Annotated in this window: 13 protein-coding genes; 11 read left to right on the forward strand and 2 right to left on the reverse strand. The window is 65.2% G+C overall.

The features are described 5' to 3' along the window. Nucleotides 1-246: 246 nt before the first annotated feature. Nucleotides 247-2,877: an autotransporter domain-containing protein gene (locus N7333_RS07715; protein WP_177491118.1), complete on the forward strand. Its 2,631-nt coding sequence runs from the start codon at nt 247-249 to the stop codon at nt 2,875-2,877. A gap of 29 nt (nt 2,878-2,906) precedes the next feature. Here the strand turns inward: N7333_RS07715 and N7333_RS07720 are convergent, their stop codons facing one another. Then, complete coding sequence (locus tag N7333_RS07720) at nt 2,907-3,947, reverse strand: low specificity L-threonine aldolase (RefSeq protein WP_004373730.1); 1,041 nt, start codon at nt 3,945-3,947, stop codon at nt 2,907-2,909. Nucleotides 3,948-4,182: 235 nt separating this feature from the next. Here N7333_RS07720 and N7333_RS07725 point away from each other — a divergent pair, with 235 nt between their 5' ends. The 8 genes from N7333_RS07725 to fdhA all read left to right on the forward strand — a co-directional run bounded on the left by N7333_RS07725 (nt 4,183) and on the right by fdhA (nt 14,351). Then, nucleotides 4,183-4,482, forward strand: coding sequence for a hypothetical protein (locus N7333_RS07725; protein WP_004373726.1), 300 nt, complete (start codon nt 4,183-4,185; stop codon nt 4,480-4,482). A gap of 670 nt (nt 4,483-5,152) precedes the next feature. Then, a complete protein-coding gene (glyA, locus tag N7333_RS07730) occupies nt 5,153-6,406 on the forward strand; it encodes a serine hydroxymethyltransferase (protein ID WP_004373724.1) in 1,254 nt (417 codons plus the stop codon). 66 nt (nt 6,407-6,472) lie between these two features. Continuing rightward, on the forward strand, nt 6,473-7,723 hold the full coding sequence (locus N7333_RS07735) for a sarcosine oxidase subunit beta family protein (RefSeq protein WP_004373722.1): 1,251 nt from the start codon (nt 6,473-6,475) through the stop codon (nt 7,721-7,723). A 191-nt stretch (nt 7,724-7,914) separates the two neighbouring features. After that, the gene (locus N7333_RS07740) at nt 7,915-8,241 is read left to right on the forward strand and encodes a sarcosine oxidase subunit delta (RefSeq protein WP_012019958.1); all 327 of its coding nucleotides are present in this window, start codon (nt 7,915-7,917) and stop codon (nt 8,239-8,241) included. Continuing rightward, nucleotides 8,238-11,255 carry a sarcosine oxidase subunit alpha gene (locus tag N7333_RS07745; RefSeq protein WP_129482522.1) on the forward strand — a complete coding sequence of 1,006 codons (3,018 nt, stop codon included), beginning with the start codon at nt 8,238-8,240 and terminating at the stop codon, nt 11,253-11,255. Before N7333_RS07740 ends, N7333_RS07745 begins: the two co-directional genes overlap by 4 nt. Beyond that, the gene (gene soxG, locus N7333_RS07750) at nt 11,248-11,877 is read left to right on the forward strand and encodes a sarcosine oxidase subunit gamma family protein (RefSeq protein WP_004373715.1); all 630 of its coding nucleotides are present in this window, start codon (nt 11,248-11,250) and stop codon (nt 11,875-11,877) included. Before N7333_RS07745 ends, soxG begins: the two co-directional genes overlap by 8 nt. A 139-nt stretch (nt 11,878-12,016) precedes the next feature. Next, the gene (gene purU, locus N7333_RS07755; RefSeq protein ID WP_004373713.1) at nt 12,017-12,880 is read left to right on the forward strand and encodes a formyltetrahydrofolate deformylase; all 864 of its coding nucleotides are present in this window, start codon (nt 12,017-12,019) and stop codon (nt 12,878-12,880) included. A gap of 271 nt (nt 12,881-13,151) precedes the next feature. After that, a complete protein-coding gene (fdhA, locus tag N7333_RS07760; RefSeq protein WP_129482523.1) occupies nt 13,152-14,351 on the forward strand; it encodes a formaldehyde dehydrogenase, glutathione-independent in 1,200 nt (399 codons plus the stop codon). Between the two features lie 130 nt (nt 14,352-14,481). On the opposite strand, the gene N7333_RS07765 is transcribed toward fdhA, so the two are convergent. Beyond that, nucleotides 14,482-15,372, reverse strand: a complete 891-nt coding sequence (locus N7333_RS07765) for an acyltransferase (RefSeq protein WP_129482524.1) — start codon at nt 15,370-15,372, stop codon at nt 14,482-14,484. A 177-nt stretch (nt 15,373-15,549) separates the two neighbouring features. On the opposite strand from N7333_RS07765, the gene N7333_RS07770 reads away from it, so the two are divergent. Both N7333_RS07770 and N7333_RS07775 read left to right on the forward strand, forming a co-directional pair. After that, complete coding sequence (locus N7333_RS07770; protein ID WP_129482525.1) at nt 15,550-16,788, forward strand: HD-GYP domain-containing protein; 1,239 nt, start codon at nt 15,550-15,552, stop codon at nt 16,786-16,788. A gap of 82 nt (nt 16,789-16,870) precedes the next feature. Beyond that, nucleotides 16,871-17,383 (forward strand): ATP-dependent zinc protease, encoded by a 513-nt coding sequence (locus tag N7333_RS07775; RefSeq protein WP_129482526.1) that lies wholly within the window; start codon nt 16,871-16,873, stop codon nt 17,381-17,383. The last annotated feature ends 3 nt before the right edge of the window (nt 17,384-17,386 follow it).

The following is a 17,386-nucleotide window of genomic DNA, read 5'->3' on the forward strand; positions in this document are numbered from 1 at the left end:
CCGGCGCGTGCTCTTCATCCCGCAGTAGAAGTGTTCCCAGGGGCATGGGTGGGAACGGACGGTGTCCGTTCTCTTTGCTGGGGATGCTGCCACGCCTAGGGCGCACGGCTGTTCCCCATATTGCGTGCAGGGGGCCTCGGGATGGGGTGCAACAACGGGCGCGGGCGAGGGGCGGTGCGGGCCGGTGGCCGTCTTCCCTTTGCGGTACTGGTATGTGGCGGGGTGGCCTTGAATGCGATGGCGCCAGTGGCAGCCATCGATTTCAACGGCAGCGAATCGGCCGGCGATGCCGTCATCGACAACACCATCGATGGCGTCAATTTCAACGACCAGAGCACGGCCGGCAATGCCACTATCAACAACAGCTTCAGTGGCCTGACCTTCTTCAACGATCAGAGCACGGCCGGTAATGCGACGATACGCAGCGAGAACGGTGGCGCGACGATCTTCACCGGGCAGAGCAGCGCCGGCAACGCGCTGATCGTCAGCGGTGAGGAGGGTGGTACGTTCTTCACCGGCAGCAGCAACGGGGGCACGGCCCGGCTGGTGGCGGAGGATAGTGGCTTCGTCGACTTCACCGAAGTCCAGGGGCCTGCTGGTGGGGGGCGCTTCACCGTCGGCTCGATCGAGGGCAACGGTAGCTTCGAGTTCGGCTCGGCGGTGGTGGCCGTCGGCAGCAACAACCTGGATACGCAGGTAATCGGCTCCCTCAGTGGCGATGTGGACGGCACCCTGATCAAGATCGGCAGTGGCACGCTGACGGTGCGCGGCGAGAACGCCAACAGTTTCGCCAGCGCCATTCGCATCGAGGGCGGGCTGATCAACTTCGATGAAGGGGACAGCCTGGGCAGCGGCGGTATCGTGCTCGACGGCGGCGGACTGCAGTGGGCTGATAATTCCTCATTCGATATCTCCCCGCGGATCGATGCGCTGGGGGCGGCAGGCGGCACCTTCGATACCAACGGCAACGATGTGCTGCTCTCGGGCGCCATTGGTGGTAGCGGCTCGCTGACCAAAGTTGGCGCCGGCGTACTCGTCCTGCAGGGGGCGGCCAGCTACAGCGGTGCCACTATTGTCCAGGCCGGTACCCTGCGTCAGGGCAGCGCCGGCGGCTTTGTACAGAACGGCGCTTATGTGATCAATGGCGGTGCGCTCGACCTCAACAGCGTCGGTCTAAGTATGGGATCGCTGTCCGGCAGCGGCGGTCAAGTGTTGCTCGGCAGCGCCGATCTGGTGGTCAACCAGGCGAGCAATACCAGCTTCGCCGGCTCCATCCTCGGTTCGGGCGCCTTCATCAAGGACGGTGCCGGTACGCTCGATCTGGGCGGTAGCCACGGCATCGCGGGTATCACCGAAGTCCGCGGCGGAACCCTGGCGGTCAACGGCTCACTGCTTTCCGCTATCCAGGTACAGAGCGGCGCCACGCTGAGTGGCACCGGTAGCGTCGGCAATGTACTGATAAACGCTGGCGGCACCCTGGCACCTGGCAACTCCATTGGCACGTTGAATGTCGATGGCGACCTGGTCTTCGGTCCGAACTCGGTCTATCAGGTGGAGACGGATGCGGCGGGCAACGCCGACCGGGTGGTGGTCAGTGGCCTGGCCAGTCTCGCCGGAGCCGTGCAGGTACTGGCGGAGAATGGCAGCTATGCGCCGAGCACCAGCTACAACATCCTCAGTGCGGGACAATTGAGCGGCCAGTTCGACAGCGTCAGTTCCAATCTGGCCTTCCTGACACCCAGCCTTAGCTATGAGGGCAATGCCGTCACTCTGACGCTGGCACGCAACGACACCAGCTTTACCAGCCTGGCGCGTACGCCCAACCAGCGCGCATTTGCCGAAGCCGCCGAGCGCCTCGACGAGGATAACGAGGTCTATCGCACCCTGCTCGACCTGGGCGAGGACGAGGTCGCCGACACCTTCAACAAGCTGTCCGGCGATGCCCATGCCAGCATCGCCTCGTCGGTGCTGTTCGACGATCTCAATCTGTCGCGGGCGCCGCTGGGCAACCTGCGGCGCAACCTTGCTTCTCCGGAGCGTGTGCTGCCCTACTGGGTACAGGTGGGCGGTGGGCGTCAGCGCATCGACGACGACGGCAACGCTGGCGAGATCATTCAGGATCACGAGAGCATGCTGCTGGGCGGAGACTGGCCGGCATATGGCGACTGGCGTCTGGGTGGCGCCTTCGGGTTCGGTCAGGAGCGTCTCGACGTCAACTCGCGTGACGCCAAGGCCGATTCCGACAGCTATCGCTACGCTCTCTACGGTGGGCGCGACGTGGCGCTGACGCAGGGCACGCTGAAGATCTTCGGCGGCGGCGGCTATAGCCAGCACCAGATCGACAGCCGTCGCGACGTACGCCTGATCGACGGCCCCGAACGCCTGACTCGTCAGTACGACGTCAATACCGCGCAGGGCTTCGGCGAGCTGGCCTGGCACCTGAAATTCAGTGAGCCGGCCTATGTCGAGCCCTTCGTCGGCTTGTTGCTGATCGACCAGCGCAGCGACAGCTTCAGCGAGAAGGGTGGGGCGGCGGCGCTGTCTGCGAGCAGCCAGCGCAACGAGTTGCTCAGTACCAGTCTCGGTGTACGCGGCCAGCAGTTGTTCCAGGTCGCCGAGCGCGACCTGCTGCTAAACGGCTCGTTCACCTGGCGGCAGATCAACGGTGACCTGCGCCCGGAGCTGGACCTGCAGTTGGAGGGGGGCGACAGGTTCCGCGTGTTGGGCACCGAGCTGCCGCGCAACAGCTTCCTGGTCGAGCTCAATGCCGATTACTCGATCACCCCGAACATCGTCCTCGACATCGATTACAACGGCGTATTCAGCGACCGCAGCAACGCCAACAACATCGCCTTCAACCTGCGCTGGAAGATGTAGGCAGCGGCCCGGCGCCAGCCGGGCCGGCTTCAGGCGCTCATCACCTCACGGATATCGGCCGCCAGCTGGCGCACGCGCGCCTCGTCGGTGTCCCAGCTGCACATGAAGCGCGCGCCGCCGGCGCCGATGAAGGTGTAGAAGCGCCAGCCGCGGGCGGTGAGGGCGGCGATGGCCGGTTCCGACAGCTGCAGGAACACGCCGTTGGCTTCGACCGGGAACATCAGACTTACGCCGGGGACATCGGCCACCAGTTCGGCGAGCAGTTGCGCGCAGCGGTTGGCATGGTTGGCGTACTTGAGCCAGGCGTCGTCCTGCAGGATGCCCACCCAGGGCGCGGACAGGTAGCGCATCTTCGAGGCCAGCTGGCCGGCCTGCTTGCAGCGGTAGTCGAAGTCCTCGGCCAGCGCCTTGTTGAAGAAGATGATCGCCTCGCCCACGGCCATGCCGTTCTTGGTGCCGCCGAAGCACAGGACGTCGACGCCGGCCTTCCAGGTCAGATCGGCCGGGCTGCAGCCGAGGAAGGCGCAGGCGTTGGAGAAGCGCGCGCCGTCCATGTGCAGGTTGAGATTGAGCTCCTTGCAGGTCTGGCTGATGGCGCGGACTTCTTCCGGGCGGTACACAGTGCCGACCTCGGTGGTCTGGGTCAGGGTGACCACGCGCGGTTTCGGGTAGTGGATGTCCTGGCGCTTGAGGGCGATTTCGCGGATGGCCTGCGGCGTCAGCTTGCCGTTCTCGGTCCTGGCCAGCAGCAGTTTGGAGCCGTTGGAGAAGAACTCCGGCGCGCCGCATTCGTCGGTCTCGACGTGGGCGGTCTCCGAGCAGATCACGCTGTGGTAGCTCTGGCACAGGGAGGCCAGGGCCAGGGAGTTGGCGGCAGTGCCGTTGAAGGCGAAGAACACTTCGCAGTCGGTCTCGAACAGGCGGCGGAAGTGATCGGCGGCACGCGCCGTCCATTCGTCGTCGCCGTAGGCGCGCTGGTGGCCCTGGTTGGCCTCGGCCATGGCGGCCCAGGCTTCGGGACAGATGCCGGAGTAGTTGTCGCTGGCAAATTGCTGGGCATTGTCGGGCATTGGCGCGTTCCTTCTGAAAAGCCGGCCGGCGAATCTGCCGGCAAAGGGGTCACTTTACTCCGTGGCCGCAGTGGCAGACGTCCGCTGCGGCGACGACTTGTTGTGTCGATGCGTACTGGCCGGTCCGGTCGTGAACAACCGTTCGGCCAGGGAATGGAACTCGGCGGGTCCTGCCGGGCTCACACTTCTAGGGTCGGCAATCGGCCCTCTTTCGCAATCAGAGAAGGAGTTTCATATGACTTATCGTCACCTGCTCGCCGTTGCCCTGCCGCTGGCCGTGGCGCTTCCCGTCAGCGCTGCCGAGTGGTCGGCGCAGGCCAAGAACGAGTTCGTTCAGCAGTGCGTGGCCGGCGCCCCGGCAGGCTACGAGGAGCCACAGCTGCGTGCCTATTGCGACTGCGCGGCCACCAAGGTCAGTCAGGAATTCACCGAGGCCGAGTTGCAGGAAATGAGCCGTCAGTCGCCGCCGGATCCCGCCATGCAGCAACGCATGATGAACGCATCCAGCAGCTGTGGCGACAAGCTCAAGCCGTGACAGTCGGTTGAGCAGAACGCATGCATCTGCGCCGGGGCCCCGTGGGCCCTGGCGTGGCGCCGGATGTCCACAGGCAATGCACAGCAATGCCCCCAAGATTTGTGCACAAGCCTGACGCAACCCTCTGATTCTGTTCGTTTTTTGTTCGCTCCCCGGAAAGCCTCGGTGCTTCTGGGCTGTGGCCTGCGCCGAACAGTCTATGCACAGTTTCGTCCACACCTTCTGTGCATATCCCCAGCGCCTTCTGCCCCGTCCGTCGTTTCACGAGTGGATAAGTCCCGTGCAGCGAGCCTGGACAATTATCGAGCAATCGACGCAAGCCCCCGCCGCTTCCTGGCTGCAGCCATGTGCTGACAGCTTATGCACAGCTTGATGCACCTCTTCTGTGCATGATCCTTCTTGTTAACTGTTTGATAAATATACGAAAACCGCCTTGTATCGGACTTCCCGGCGCGCCCGACGGGGGGCCTCGGCTTCCCCCCGTTATCCGGCGCCAAGGCAGGCCCCGGAAGCCAGGCGCCTATTTGCGACAAGGCCATGTCGCAAACGAATGCTCTCGCGGCGTTGGCAGGCATTTGAGGGGGCAGGGGCGGCCCTACCATCGCTGCACAGGGCCTTGCCGGCCCGTCCGTCCAAGACCGCCGCCCACAGGCGCCGCAGGAGAACCGAGATGTTCAGCAAGCAAGATCAGATTCAGGGTTACGACGACGAGTTGCTCGCGGCGATCGATCAGGAAGAACGCCGTCAGGAAGAGCACATCGAGCTGATCGCCTCGGAAAACTACTGCAGCCAGCGCGTGATGGAAGCGCAGGGCAGCGGCCTGACCAACAAGTACGCCGAGGGCTACCCGGGCAAGCGCTACTACGGTGGCTGCGAGTATGTCGACAAGGTCGAGCAGCTCGCCATCGATCGTGCCAAGCAGCTGTTCGGCGCCGACTTCGCCAACGTTCAGCCGCACTCCGGCTCGTCCGCCAACAGCGCCGTCTACCTGGCCTTGCTCAATGCCGGCGACACCATCCTCGGCATGAGCCTGGCCCACGGCGGCCACCTGACCCACGGCGCCAAGGTGTCGTCTTCGGGCAAGCTGTACAACGCCGTGCAGTACGGGCTGAACCCCGCCACCGGCCTGATCGACTACGACGAGGTCGAGCGCCTGGCCGTGGAGCACAAGCCGAAGATGATCGTGGCCGGCTTCTCCGCCTATTCCAAGACCCTGGATTTCCCGCGTTTTCGCGCCATCGCCGACAAGGTCGGTGCACTCCTGTTCGTCGACATGGCGCACGTCGCCGGTCTGGTTGCCGCTGGCCTGTATCCGAACCCGATTCCCTTCGCCGATGTGGTCACCACCACCACCCACAAGACCCTGCGCGGTCCGCGTGGCGGCCTGATCCTGGCCAAGGCCAACGAGGAGATCGAGAAGAAACTTAACTCCGCCGTGTTCCCCGGCGCTCAGGGCGGCCCGCTGATGCACGTGATCGCGGCCAAGGCGGTGTGCTTCAAGGAAGCCATGGAGCCCGAGTTCAAGGCTTACCAGCAGCAGGTCATCGACAACGCCCAGGCCATGGCCAAGGTCTTCATCGAGCGTGGCTACGAGGTGGTGTCCGGCGGTACCGACAACCACCTGTTCCTGCTCAGCCTGATCAAGCAGGGCCTGACCGGCAAGGAGGCCGACGCCGCGCTCGGTCGTGCCGGCATCACCGTGAACAAGAACGCCGTGCCGAACGACCCGCAGTCGCCGTTCGTGACCTCGGGCATCCGCATCGGTACCCCGGCGGTGACCACCCGCGGCTTCAAGGTCGCCCAGTGCCAGGCGCTGGCCGGTTGGATCTGCGACATCCTCGACCACCTCGGCGATGCCGATGTCGAGGCGCAGGTGGCCAAGCTGGTGGCCGGGTTGTGCGCGGACTACCCGGTGTATCGCTAAGCCAACCTTCTCCCCCGGCCCCTCTCCCGCAAGCGGGAGAGGGGAGTAGAACCCTGGAGCATGCCCATGCAACGTTATTCCGGCTTCGGCCTGTTCAAGCACTCGTTCAGTCACCATGAGAACTGGCAGCGCATGTGGCGTAATCCAACGCCCAAGCCGGTTTACGACGTGATCATCGTCGGCGGTGGCGGCCACGGCCTGGCCACCGCCTATTACCTGGCCAAGGAGTTCGGCGTGAAGAACGTCGCCGTGGTCGAGAAGGGCTGGCTGGGCGGCGGCAATACCGCGCGCAACACCACCATCGTGCGTTCCAACTACCTGTGGGACGAGTCCGCGCACCTGTACGAGCACGCGATGAAGCTGTGGGAAGGCCTGTCGCAGGACCTGAACTACAACGTCATGTTCTCCCAGCGCGGCGTGTTCAACCTCGGCCACACCCTGCAGGACATGCGTGACATCGAGCGCCGCGTCAGCGCCAACCGCCTCAACGGCATCGATGGCGAGGTGGTGGACGCCAAGCAGGTGGCGGAGATGATCCCCTACCTGGATTGCTCGAAGAACACCCGTTACCCGATTCTCGGCGCCTCGCTGCAGCGCCGTGGCGGCGTGGCCCGTCACGACGCCGTGGCCTGGGGCTTCGCCCGTGCCGCCGACGCCCTGGGCGTCGACCTGATCCAGCAGACCGAAGTGATCGGCTTCCGCAAGGAAAACGGTGCGGTGATCGGCGTGGAAACCAGCAAGGGCTTCATCGGCGCCAAGCGCGTCGGCGTGGTCGCTGCCGGTAACTCCGGGCACCTGGCCAAGCTCGCCGGCTTCCGCCTACCGCTGGAGTCGCACCCGCTGCAGGCGCTGGTCTCCGAGCCGATCAAGCCGATCATCGACACCGTGATCATGTCCAACGCCGTACACGGCTACATTAGCCAGTCGGACAAGGGCGACCTGGTCATCGGCGCCGGCATCGACGGCTACAACGGCTACGGCCAGCGCGGCTCCTACCCGACCATCGAGCACACCCTGCAGGCCATCGTCGAGATGTTCCCGGTGCTCTCGCGCGTGCGCATGAACCGCCAGTGGGGCGGCATCGTCGACACCACGCCGGACGCCTGCCCGATCATCGCCAAGACGCCGGTGAAGAACCTGTACTTCAACTGCGGTTGGGGCACCGGTGGCTTCAAGGCCACCCCGGGTTCGGGCCACGTGTTCGCCGCCAGCCTGGCCAAGGGCGAGATGCACCCGCTGGCCAAGGCCTTCTCCATCGAGCGCTTCCACAACGGTGCGCTGATCGACGAGCACGGCGCAGCCGGTGTGGCCCACTAAAGGTCGCGCGTAGCGCGACGGCTGATGACCCTCTCCCGCTTGCCGGAGAGGGTGGCCCGAAGGGCCGGGAGAGGGTAGAGCGGTGGACACCGCACCCCTCTCCCACAACCCCTCTCCCGCGGGAGAGGGGAGACAAGCTTGCCCCGCGCGGTCATCCGAGCGGGTTTGAAGATTCACCGGAGGTAGCAACCATGCTGCACATCTTCTGCCCTCACTGTGGCGAACTGCGTTCCGAAGAAGAATTCCATGTCGGCGGCCAGGCGCACATCGCCCGCCCGCTGGACCCGAACGCCTGCACCGACGAGGAGTGGGGCGAGTACCTGTTCTTCCGCGACAACCCGCGCGGCATCCACCACGAGTTGTGGATCCACGCCGCCGGCTGCCGCCAGTACTTCAACGTCACTCGCCACACGGTGAGCTACGAGATTCTCGAAACCTACAAGATCGGCGAGCGCCCCAGCGTGACTGAGGCGTCGCTTGCCGCGAAGAAGACCGTCGACCAAGGAGTAACGGCATGAGCCAGGTCAATCGTCTTGCCCAGGGTGGCCGCATCGACCGCAGCCAGCCCCTGACCTTCAGCTTCAACGGCCAGACCTATCAGGGCTATGCCGGCGATACCCTGGCCGCCGCGCTGCTGGCCAACGGCGTCGACGTGATCGGCCGCAGCTTCAAGTACTCGCGTCCGCGCGGCATCGTTGCCGCCGGTGCCGAAGAGCCCAATGCCGTGCTGCAGATCGGCTCCACCGAGGCGGCGCAGATCCCCAACGTGCGTGCCACCCAGCAGGCGCTGTACGCGAACCTGACCGCCACCAGCACCAACGGCTGGCCGAGCGTCAACACCGACCTGATGGGCATTCTCGGCAAGGTCGGCGGCGGCATGATGCCGCCCGGTTTCTACTACAAGACCTTCATGTATCCGCAGAACCTCTGGCTGACCTACGAGAAGTACATCCGTAAGGCCGCAGGTCTGGGGCGCTCGCCGAAGGAAAACGACCCGGACATCTACGACTACATGAACCAGCACTGCGACGTGCTGGTGGTCGGTGCCGGCCCTGCCGGTCTGGCTGCGGCCCTGGCCGCCGGACGCAGCGGTGCGCGGGTGATCCTCGCCGACGAGCAGGAAGAGTTCGGCGGCAGCCTGCTGTCCACCCGCGAGATGCTCGATGACAAGCCGGCCGCCGACTGGGCCGCCAAGGCCATCGCCGAGCTGCAGAAGATGCCGGAAGTGACTCTGCTGCCGCGTGCCACGGTCAACGGCTACCACGACCACAACTTCCTCACCATTCACCAGCGCCTGACCGATCACCTCGGTGAAGTCGCGCCGATGGGCCAGCCGCGTCAGCGCATGCACCGTGTGCGTGCCGGTCGCGTGGTGCTGGCCACCGGTGCCCACGAGCGCCCGCTGGTGTACGCCAACAACGACGTGCCCGGCAACATGCTGGCCGATGCCGTGTCGACCTACGTGCGTCGTTACGGCGTGGCCCCCGGGCAGAAGCTGGTGCTGTCGACCAACAACGATTACGCCTACCGCGTGGTGCTCGACTGGCTCGACGCCGGTCGCCAGGTGGTGGCCGTGGCCGACGCGCGCAGCAACCCGCGTGGCAGCTGGGTCGAAGAAGCGCGCCGGCGTGGCGTGCGCGTACTCACCGGCAGTGCCGTGGTCGAGGCGCGCGGTAGCAAGCGCGTTACTGGTGCGCGCATCTGCGCCATCGACCTGGTCTCGCACAAGGTCACCAGCCCGGGCGAGACCGTCGACTGCGACCTGATCGTCAGCTCCGGCGGCTACAGCCCGGTGGTGCACTTGGCCTCGCACCTGGGCGGGCGTCCGATCTGGCGTGAAGACATCCTCGCCTTCGTCCCGGGTGAAGGTTTCCAGAAGCGTCACTGCGCCGGTGCCGTGAACGGTGTGTTCGGTCTCGGCGACGCCCTGGCCGATGGTTTCGAAGCCGGTGCCAAGGCTGCAGCCGAAGTCGGCTTCAAGGCCGTGACCGGCAGCCTGCCGAAGGCCGAGAAGCGCATCGAGGAAGCCTCGGTCGCGCTGTTCCAGGTGCCGCACGACAAGGGCACTTCCCGTGCGCCGAAGCAGTTCGTCGATCAACAGAACGACGTCACCGCCGCGGGCATCGAGCTGGCCACCCGTGAGGGCTTTGAGTCGGTCGAGCACGTCAAGCGCTACACCGCGCTGGGCTTCGGCACCGACCAGGGCAAGCTGGGCAACATCAACGGCCTGGCCATCGCCGCCAAGTCGCTGGGCATCAGCATCAGTGAGATGGGCACCACCATGTTCCGCCCGAACTACACTCCGGTGACCTTCGGCGCCATCGCCGGCCGTCACTGCGGCGAGCTGTTCGAGCCCAAACGCTACACCGCCCTGCAGAAATGGCACCTGGAAAACGGCGCCGAGTTCGAGGACGTCGGCCAGTGGAAGCGTCCCTGGTACTTCCCGAAAAACGGTGAAGACCTGCATGCCGCCGTGGCCCGCGAGTGCCTGGCCGTGCGTAACGCGGTGGGCATCCTCGACGCCTCGACCCTGGGCAAGATCGACATCCAGGGCCCGGATGCGCGCGAGTTCCTCAACCGCGTCTACACCAACGCCTGGACCAAGCTGGACGTGGGCAAGGCCCGCTACGGCCTGATGTGCAAGGAAGACGGCATGGTCTTCGACGACGGCGTCACCGCCTGTCTGGCCGACAACCATTTCGTCATGACCACCACCACCGGCGGCGCCGGCCGCGTGATGGAGTGGCTGGAGATCTACCACCAGACCGAATGGCCGGAGCTGAAGGTGTACTTCACCTCGGTCACCGACCACTGGGCAACCATGACCCTGTCCGGCCCCAACAGCCGCAAGCTGCTGGCCGAGGTCACCGACATCGATCTGGACAAGGACGCCTTCCCCTTCATGAGCTGGAAGGAAGGCAAGGTCGGTGGCGTACCGGCCCGCGTGTTCCGCATCTCCTTCACCGGTGAGCTCTCCTACGAAGTCAACGTGCAGGCCGACTACGCCCTGGGCGTGTGGGAGCAGATCATCGAGGCGGGCAAGAAGCACGGCCTGACCCCGTACGGCACCGAGACCATGCACGTGCTGCGCGCCGAGAAGGGTTTCATCATCGTCGGCCAGGACACCGACGGTTCGGTCACCCCGGACGATCTGGGCATGGGCTGGTGCGTCGGTCGCACCAAGCCGTTCTCCTGGATCGGCTGGCGCGGCATGAACCGCGAGGACTGCCTGAAGGAAAACCGCAAGCAGCTGATCGGCCTCAAGCCGCTGGATCCGAACAAGGTCCTGCCGGAAGGCGCGCAGTTGGTGTTCGATCCCAAGCAGCCGATTCCGATGACCATGGTCGGTCACGTCACCTCCAGCTACATGAGCGCGGCCATGGGTTACAGCTTCGCCATGGCCCTGGTCAGGGGTGGCCTGTCGCGTATCGGCGAGCGCGTGTTCGCGCCGCTGGCCGATGGCAGCGTGATCGAAGCCGAAATCGTCAGCCCCGTGTTCTATGACCCGAAAGGGGATCGCCAGAATGTCTAACGTCAATGTCTACAAGCAACGCCCCGACGACATCGCCGGGCAATCGCCGCTGCACCACGCCGGCCTGCACGAGCTGGCCGGCAAGGGCCGCAAGGGCGCCGGAGTGACGCTGCGCGAGAAGAAGCTGCTGGGCCATCTGGTCCTGCGTGGCGACGCCGACGATGCCGACTTCGCCGGCGGCGTGCACAAGGCCCTGGGCCTGGAGCTGCCGGTGGCGCTGACCCTGGTGGCCAACGGCGACACCTCGCTGCAGTGGCTGGGCCCGGACGAGTGGCTGCTGATCGTGCCCGGCGGCAGCGAATTCGAGGTCGAGCGCAAGCTGCGCGAGGCCCTGGCCGGCCAGCACATCTCGGTGGTCAACGTCAGCGGCGGGCAGACCCTGCTGGAGCTGTCCGGGCCCAAGGTGCGCGAGCTGCTGATGAAGTCCACCAGCTATGACGTGCACCCGAGCAACTTTCCGGTGGGCAAGGCGGTGGGTACGGTGTTCGCCAAGTCGCAGCTGGTGATTCGCCACACGGGCGAGGAAACCTGGGAACTGCTGGTCCGCCGCAGCTTCTCCGACTACTTCTGGCTGTGGCTGCAGGATGCCAGCGCGGAGTATGGGTTGGCGGTCGAGGCCTGAAGCTGACACGAACGGCTCCCTCTCCCCTTTGGGGAGAGGGTTGGGGAGAGGGGAAGAGCGGATTGCGTTGTTCCGGCGGCCCTCTCCCCAGGCCCCTCTCCCGCAGGCGGGAGAGGGGTGAAAATCATCGGAGTCTATTATGAGCCGCACCCCCGACACCTGGATCCTCACCGCCCACTGCCCGAGCGTGCTCGGCACGGTGGACGCGGTGACGCGCTTTCTGTTCGAGCAGCGCTGCTACGTCACCGAGCACCATTCGTTCGATGACCGCCTGTCCTCGCGCTTCTTCATCCGCGTCGAGTTCCGCCAGCCGGAGGGGTTCGACGAGGCCGCGTTCCGCGCCGGGGTGGCCGAGCGTCTGGCGCCCTTCGCCATGCAGGTCGAGCTGACCCCGCCGGGTTACCGGGCCAAGGTGGTGCTGATGGTGTCCAAGGCCGACCACTGCCTGAACGATCTGCTCTATCGCCAGCGCATTGGTCAGCTGGCCATGGACGTGGTGGCGGTGGTGTCCAATCACCCGGATCTCGAGCCGCTGGCGCGCTGGCACGGCATTCCCTATCACCACTTCCCGCTCGACCCGGCCGACAAGCCGGCGCAGGAGCGCAAGGTGTTGCAGGTGATCGAAGAGACCGGCGCGGAGCTGGTGGTGCTCGCCCGCTACATGCAGGTGCTGTCGCCCGAGCTGTGCCGCAGGCTGGACGGCTGGGCGATCAATATCCACCACTCGCTGCTGCCCGGCTTCAAGGGCGCCAAGCCCTACCACCAGGCCTATCAGAAGGGCGTCAAGCTGGTCGGCGCCACCGCGCACTACGTCAACGACCACCTCGACGAGGGCCCGATCATCGCCCAGGGCGTGGAGGCGGTGGACCACGCCCACTACCCCGAAGACCTGATCGCCAAGGGCCGCGACATCGAGTGCCTGACCCTGGCGCGCGCAGTCGGTTATCACATCGACCGCCGTGTATTCCTCAACGCCAACCGTACGGTGGTGCTCAACGCCTGAGGGGCAATCGCAGTCGCGTGGGGTGGGCTTCAGCCCACATGCTTTTTCGATGGGCAGAAGCGGAACGTCGCTAGGCCCACCCTATGGTCGCCATTCGGTGCGCGCACCGGCAGTCAACACAGGAACATCGGTGCGCATGGCGCACCCTACGGAACCCGCCCTGCCAGGTTTTACCGGCGGTGTCCGGCAACAGACGAAAGAAGCTCCAGTGCAAGGCCGCGCGGCCGCCGGTCGCGTCTTGTGTCCACAACAAGAAAGAGGAGAGTTACGCATGTCTGATAATCGTGGTGTGGTTTACCTCGGCGCGGGCAAGGTCGAAGTGCAGAAGATCGACTACCCGAAAATGCAGGACCCGCGTGGTAAGAAGATCGAGCACGGGGTCATCCTGAAAGTCGTTTCCACCAATATCTGCGGCTCCGACCAGCACATGGTGCGCGGTCGTACCACCGCTCAGGTCGGCCTGGTTCTGGGCCACGAGATCACCGGCGAGGTGATCGAGAAGGGCCGCGACGTCGAGCGTCTGCAGATCGGCGATCTGGTTTCGGTGCCCTTCAACGTCGCCTGCGGTCGCTGCCGCAGCTGCAAGGAACAGCACACCGGCGTCTGCCTGACCGTCAACCCGGCGCGTGCCGGCGGTGCCTACGGCTACGTCGACATGGGCGACTGGACCGGTGGCCAGGCCGAATACGTGCTGGTGCCCTACGCCGACTTCAACCTGCTCAAGCTGCCGGATCGCGACAAGGCCATGGAGAAGATCCGTGACCTGACCTGCCTGTCCGACATTCTGCCTACCGGTTACCACGGCGCGGTCACCGCTGGCGTCGGCCCGGGCTCCACCGTCTACGTCGCCGGTGCTGGCCCGGTCGGTCTGGCTGCCGCCGCCTCGGCGCGTCTGCTCGGCGCTGCCGTGGTCATCGTTGGTGACCTCAACCCGGCCCGTCTGGCCCATGCCAAGGCGCAGGGCTTCGAGATCGCCGACCTGTCGCTGGACACCCCGCTGCATGAGCAGATCGCTGCGCTGCTGGGCGAGCCGGAAGTCGATTGCGCCATCGACTGTGTGGGCTTCGAGGCCCGTGGTCATGGTCACGAAGGTGTCAAGCACGAGGCCCCGGCCACCGTACTCAACTCGCTGATGCAGGTCACCCGCGTCGCCGGCAAGATCGGCATCCCCGGTCTGTACGTCACCGAAGACCCGGGCGCGGTGGACGCCGCGGCGAAGATGGGCAGCCTGAGCATCCGCTTCGGCCTCGGCTGGGCCAAGTCGCACAGCTTCCACACCGGCCAGACCCCGGTGATGAAGTACAACCGCGCACTGATGCAGGCCATCATGTGGGATCGCCTCAACATCGCGGAGATCGTCGGCGTACAGGTCATCAGCCTGGACGACGCACCGCGCGGTTACGGCGAGTTCGACGCAGGCGTGCCGAAGAAATTCGTCATCGACCCGCACAAGATGTTCAGCGCTGCCTGATGCCTTGGCCGGATGAGAGTCGCGGGGAGCGTCCCCCTGGCTCCATCCGGGCAACGCCAGTTTCACGGCCTAGGCGCATTGGTCCGCGCCTTCTTTCGGGAGCCTGCGGGCTCCCTTTTTCTGTCTGGCCTCAATCAGCCTCGGCGCGCAGTTGCGCGATACGGGAATCCTTGTCCTGCCAAAGCTGCGTCACCCAGCCCTGCAGGTACTGACGAAACTCGCCGTCCTGCTCGTAATCGCCCTGCCACAGCGCCGGGTCCAGCTCGCGTGTCTGAATATCGACGATCACCCGCGGTACCTGGCCGCTGAGCAGCGCCCAGAAGCCCGGCACCTGCTTGCCGGGGTAGACCAGGGTGACGTCCAGCACGGCATCGATCTGCTCGCCCAGGGCGGCGAGCACGAAGGCCACGCCGCCGGCCTTGGGCTTGAGCAGGTACTGGTAGGGCGAGCCCTGCTGCGCCTGCTTGACCGGGGTGAAACGAGTGCCTTCGAGGTAGTTGACCACGGTCACGGGCAGGCGCTTGAACTTCTCGCAGGCGGCCTTGGTGATCTGCAGATCCTTGCCCTGCATGTGCGGATTCTTCGCCAGGAAGGCCTTCGAATAGCGCTTCATGAAGGGGTAGTCCAGCGCCCAGAAGGCCAGGCCGAGAAAGGGCACCCAGATCAGTTGCTGCTTGAGGAAGAACTTGAAGTAGGGCGTCTTGCGGTTGAACGCCTGCACCAGCGCGGGAATGTCGACCCAGGACTGGTGGTTGCTGATTACCAGGTAGGAGCGGTCGCTGCGCAGCTCGGCGTTGCCGCGGATGTCCCAGTGGGTCGGGGTGGTCAGGGCGAAGATGCGCTTGCAGTTTTCTGCCCAGAACTCGGCCACCCACATCACGCCGCGCGAACAGGCGTCGCGTGCGCCCTGGCCGGGAAGCACGAACTTGGCCAGGGCGATCAGCAGCAGCGGGCCGATCAGCAGCAGGGTATTGGTCAGCAGCAGGGCTATATTGAACAGGCCGGTCAGCAGGGGACGCATATCAACTCCTTGGCGGGCGCGAAGGGGCCATCATAAGCACCGGAAGATTTTGTCTCAAAATCGCGACTACTGGCCTATGGCCATTTCTCTTGGGAGTGTCGATGCTGTAACCGCTCTCTCCGGCCCTGTTGCGCCGTCGGGGCGGAGCGCTTCGGCAACTCTGGGTGGACAGTTTCGATGTTAAAACGCATCGCCGTGGCCGATCTGCGAGTCGGTATGTATATCCAGGAATTCTGCGGTTCATGGATGGACCATCCGTTCTGGAAATCCAAGTTTCTGCTCGAGACGCAGCAGGACCTGCAGCGCATTCAGGCCAGCAGCATCGGCGAGCTGTGGATCGACGTCAGCAAGGGCCTGGACGTCGCAGCCGGGGCCCAGGCCAGCAGCGAGGCCGAGGCGCAGCAGGAGATCGAGGCCACGCTGATGGCCGCGGTAGAGCGCCGGCGCAGTCCGCCCGTGGTCGCCATGGATGTCGAACTGGAACGCGCAGCCAAGGTCTGCGCGCGCTCCAAGGAGGCCGTGCTGAGCATGTTCAGCGATGCACGCATGGGGCGTGCGCTGGACTTCGGCCAGGCAGAGTCGCTGGTCACGGAGATTTCCGAGTCGGTGCTGCGCCACCCCAGCGCCCTGATCAGCCTGGCGCGCCTCAAGCATGCCGATGAATACACCTACATGCATTCGGTGGCGGTCTGTGCGCTGATGATCGCCCTGGCGCGCCAGCTCGGTCTCGGTGAGGGCGCGGTACGCGAGGCCGGACTGGCCGGGCTGTTGCACGATGTGGGCAAGATGGCGATCGATCAGGACGTGCTGAACAAGCCCGGCAAGCTCAACGATGCCGAGTTCTCGGCGGTGCGCCGCCATCCCGAAGCCGGCGGCGAGATCCTTATCTCCGGCAAGCAGGTCAGCGCACTGGTGCTGGATGTCTGCCTGCACCACCATGAAAAGGTCGATGGCAGCGGTTACCCGCATGGTCTGCAGGGCGAGCAGATCAGCCTGTTCGCCAGAATGGGCGCCGTGTGCGACGTTTACGACGCCATCACCTCCAATCGTCCCTACAAGGCGGGGTGGGACCCGGCCGAATCGATCCGCAAGATGGCCGAGTGGAAGGGGCACTTCGACGAGGGCGTGTTCCAGGCCTTCGTCAAGACCGTCGGCATATACCCGGTCGGTTCGCTGGTGCGCCTGGAAAGCGGTCGCCTGGCGGTGGTGCTGGAGCAGAATGCCAAGTCGCTGCTGGTGCCCAGGGTCAAGGCGTTCTTCCTGGCCAAGTCGAAGCTGCCGATCCCGCCGGTGGTGATCGACCTGAGCAAGCCGACAGCCCAGGATCGCATCGTCGGGCGGGAATCGGCGGCGGCCTGGGGCTTCGAACACCTCGAGGAACTGTGGAGCGGCACGCCCCAGCCACGCCGGCGGTAATCCTTTGTAATCCCGCAAGGGGAACACCACGGGCCTGCTGCAGTCGGAAAACGGGACTTCCCCTGCACAGGAGTGCCCCGTTTTGAAATACGCCCTGCTTCTGCTGGCCGCCGCCGTCAGCCTGCCGACCATGGCCAATCAGCAACCCGATCTCTACGGCCGCTACGAGCTGATCAAACTGCCCGCCCTGGGCCAGACCCTCAAGGCCAAGATGGACACCGGTGCGATGACCGCGTCCCTGTCGGCCAAAGATATCGAGCCGTTCAAGCGCGACGGCGAGGATTGGGTGCGCTTTCGCCTGGCGGTGGAGGGGGCCGACGACACCCTTTACGAGCACCCCCTGATCCGCATCGCCGAGATCAAGAAACGCAGCGAGGAGTCGGATGCGCCGGCCCCGGCCGAGGTGGCCTATTCGCAGCGTCCGGTGATCGAGATGCCGATCTGCCTGGGCGACGAGAAACGCACCATCGAAGTCAATCTCACCGACCGCAGCACCTTCCGCTACCCTCTACTGATCGGTGCCAGTGCCATGCGCGATCTTGGTGCGGCAGTGGATCCGGCGGAGCGCTACACCCGCGACCGTCCACAATGCTGAGTT

This window comes from Pseudomonas sp. GD04158 (genome assembly GCF_029834875.1).
GTDB classification, from domain to species: Bacteria; Pseudomonadota; Gammaproteobacteria; order Pseudomonadales; family Pseudomonadaceae; genus Aquipseudomonas; species Aquipseudomonas hydrolytica.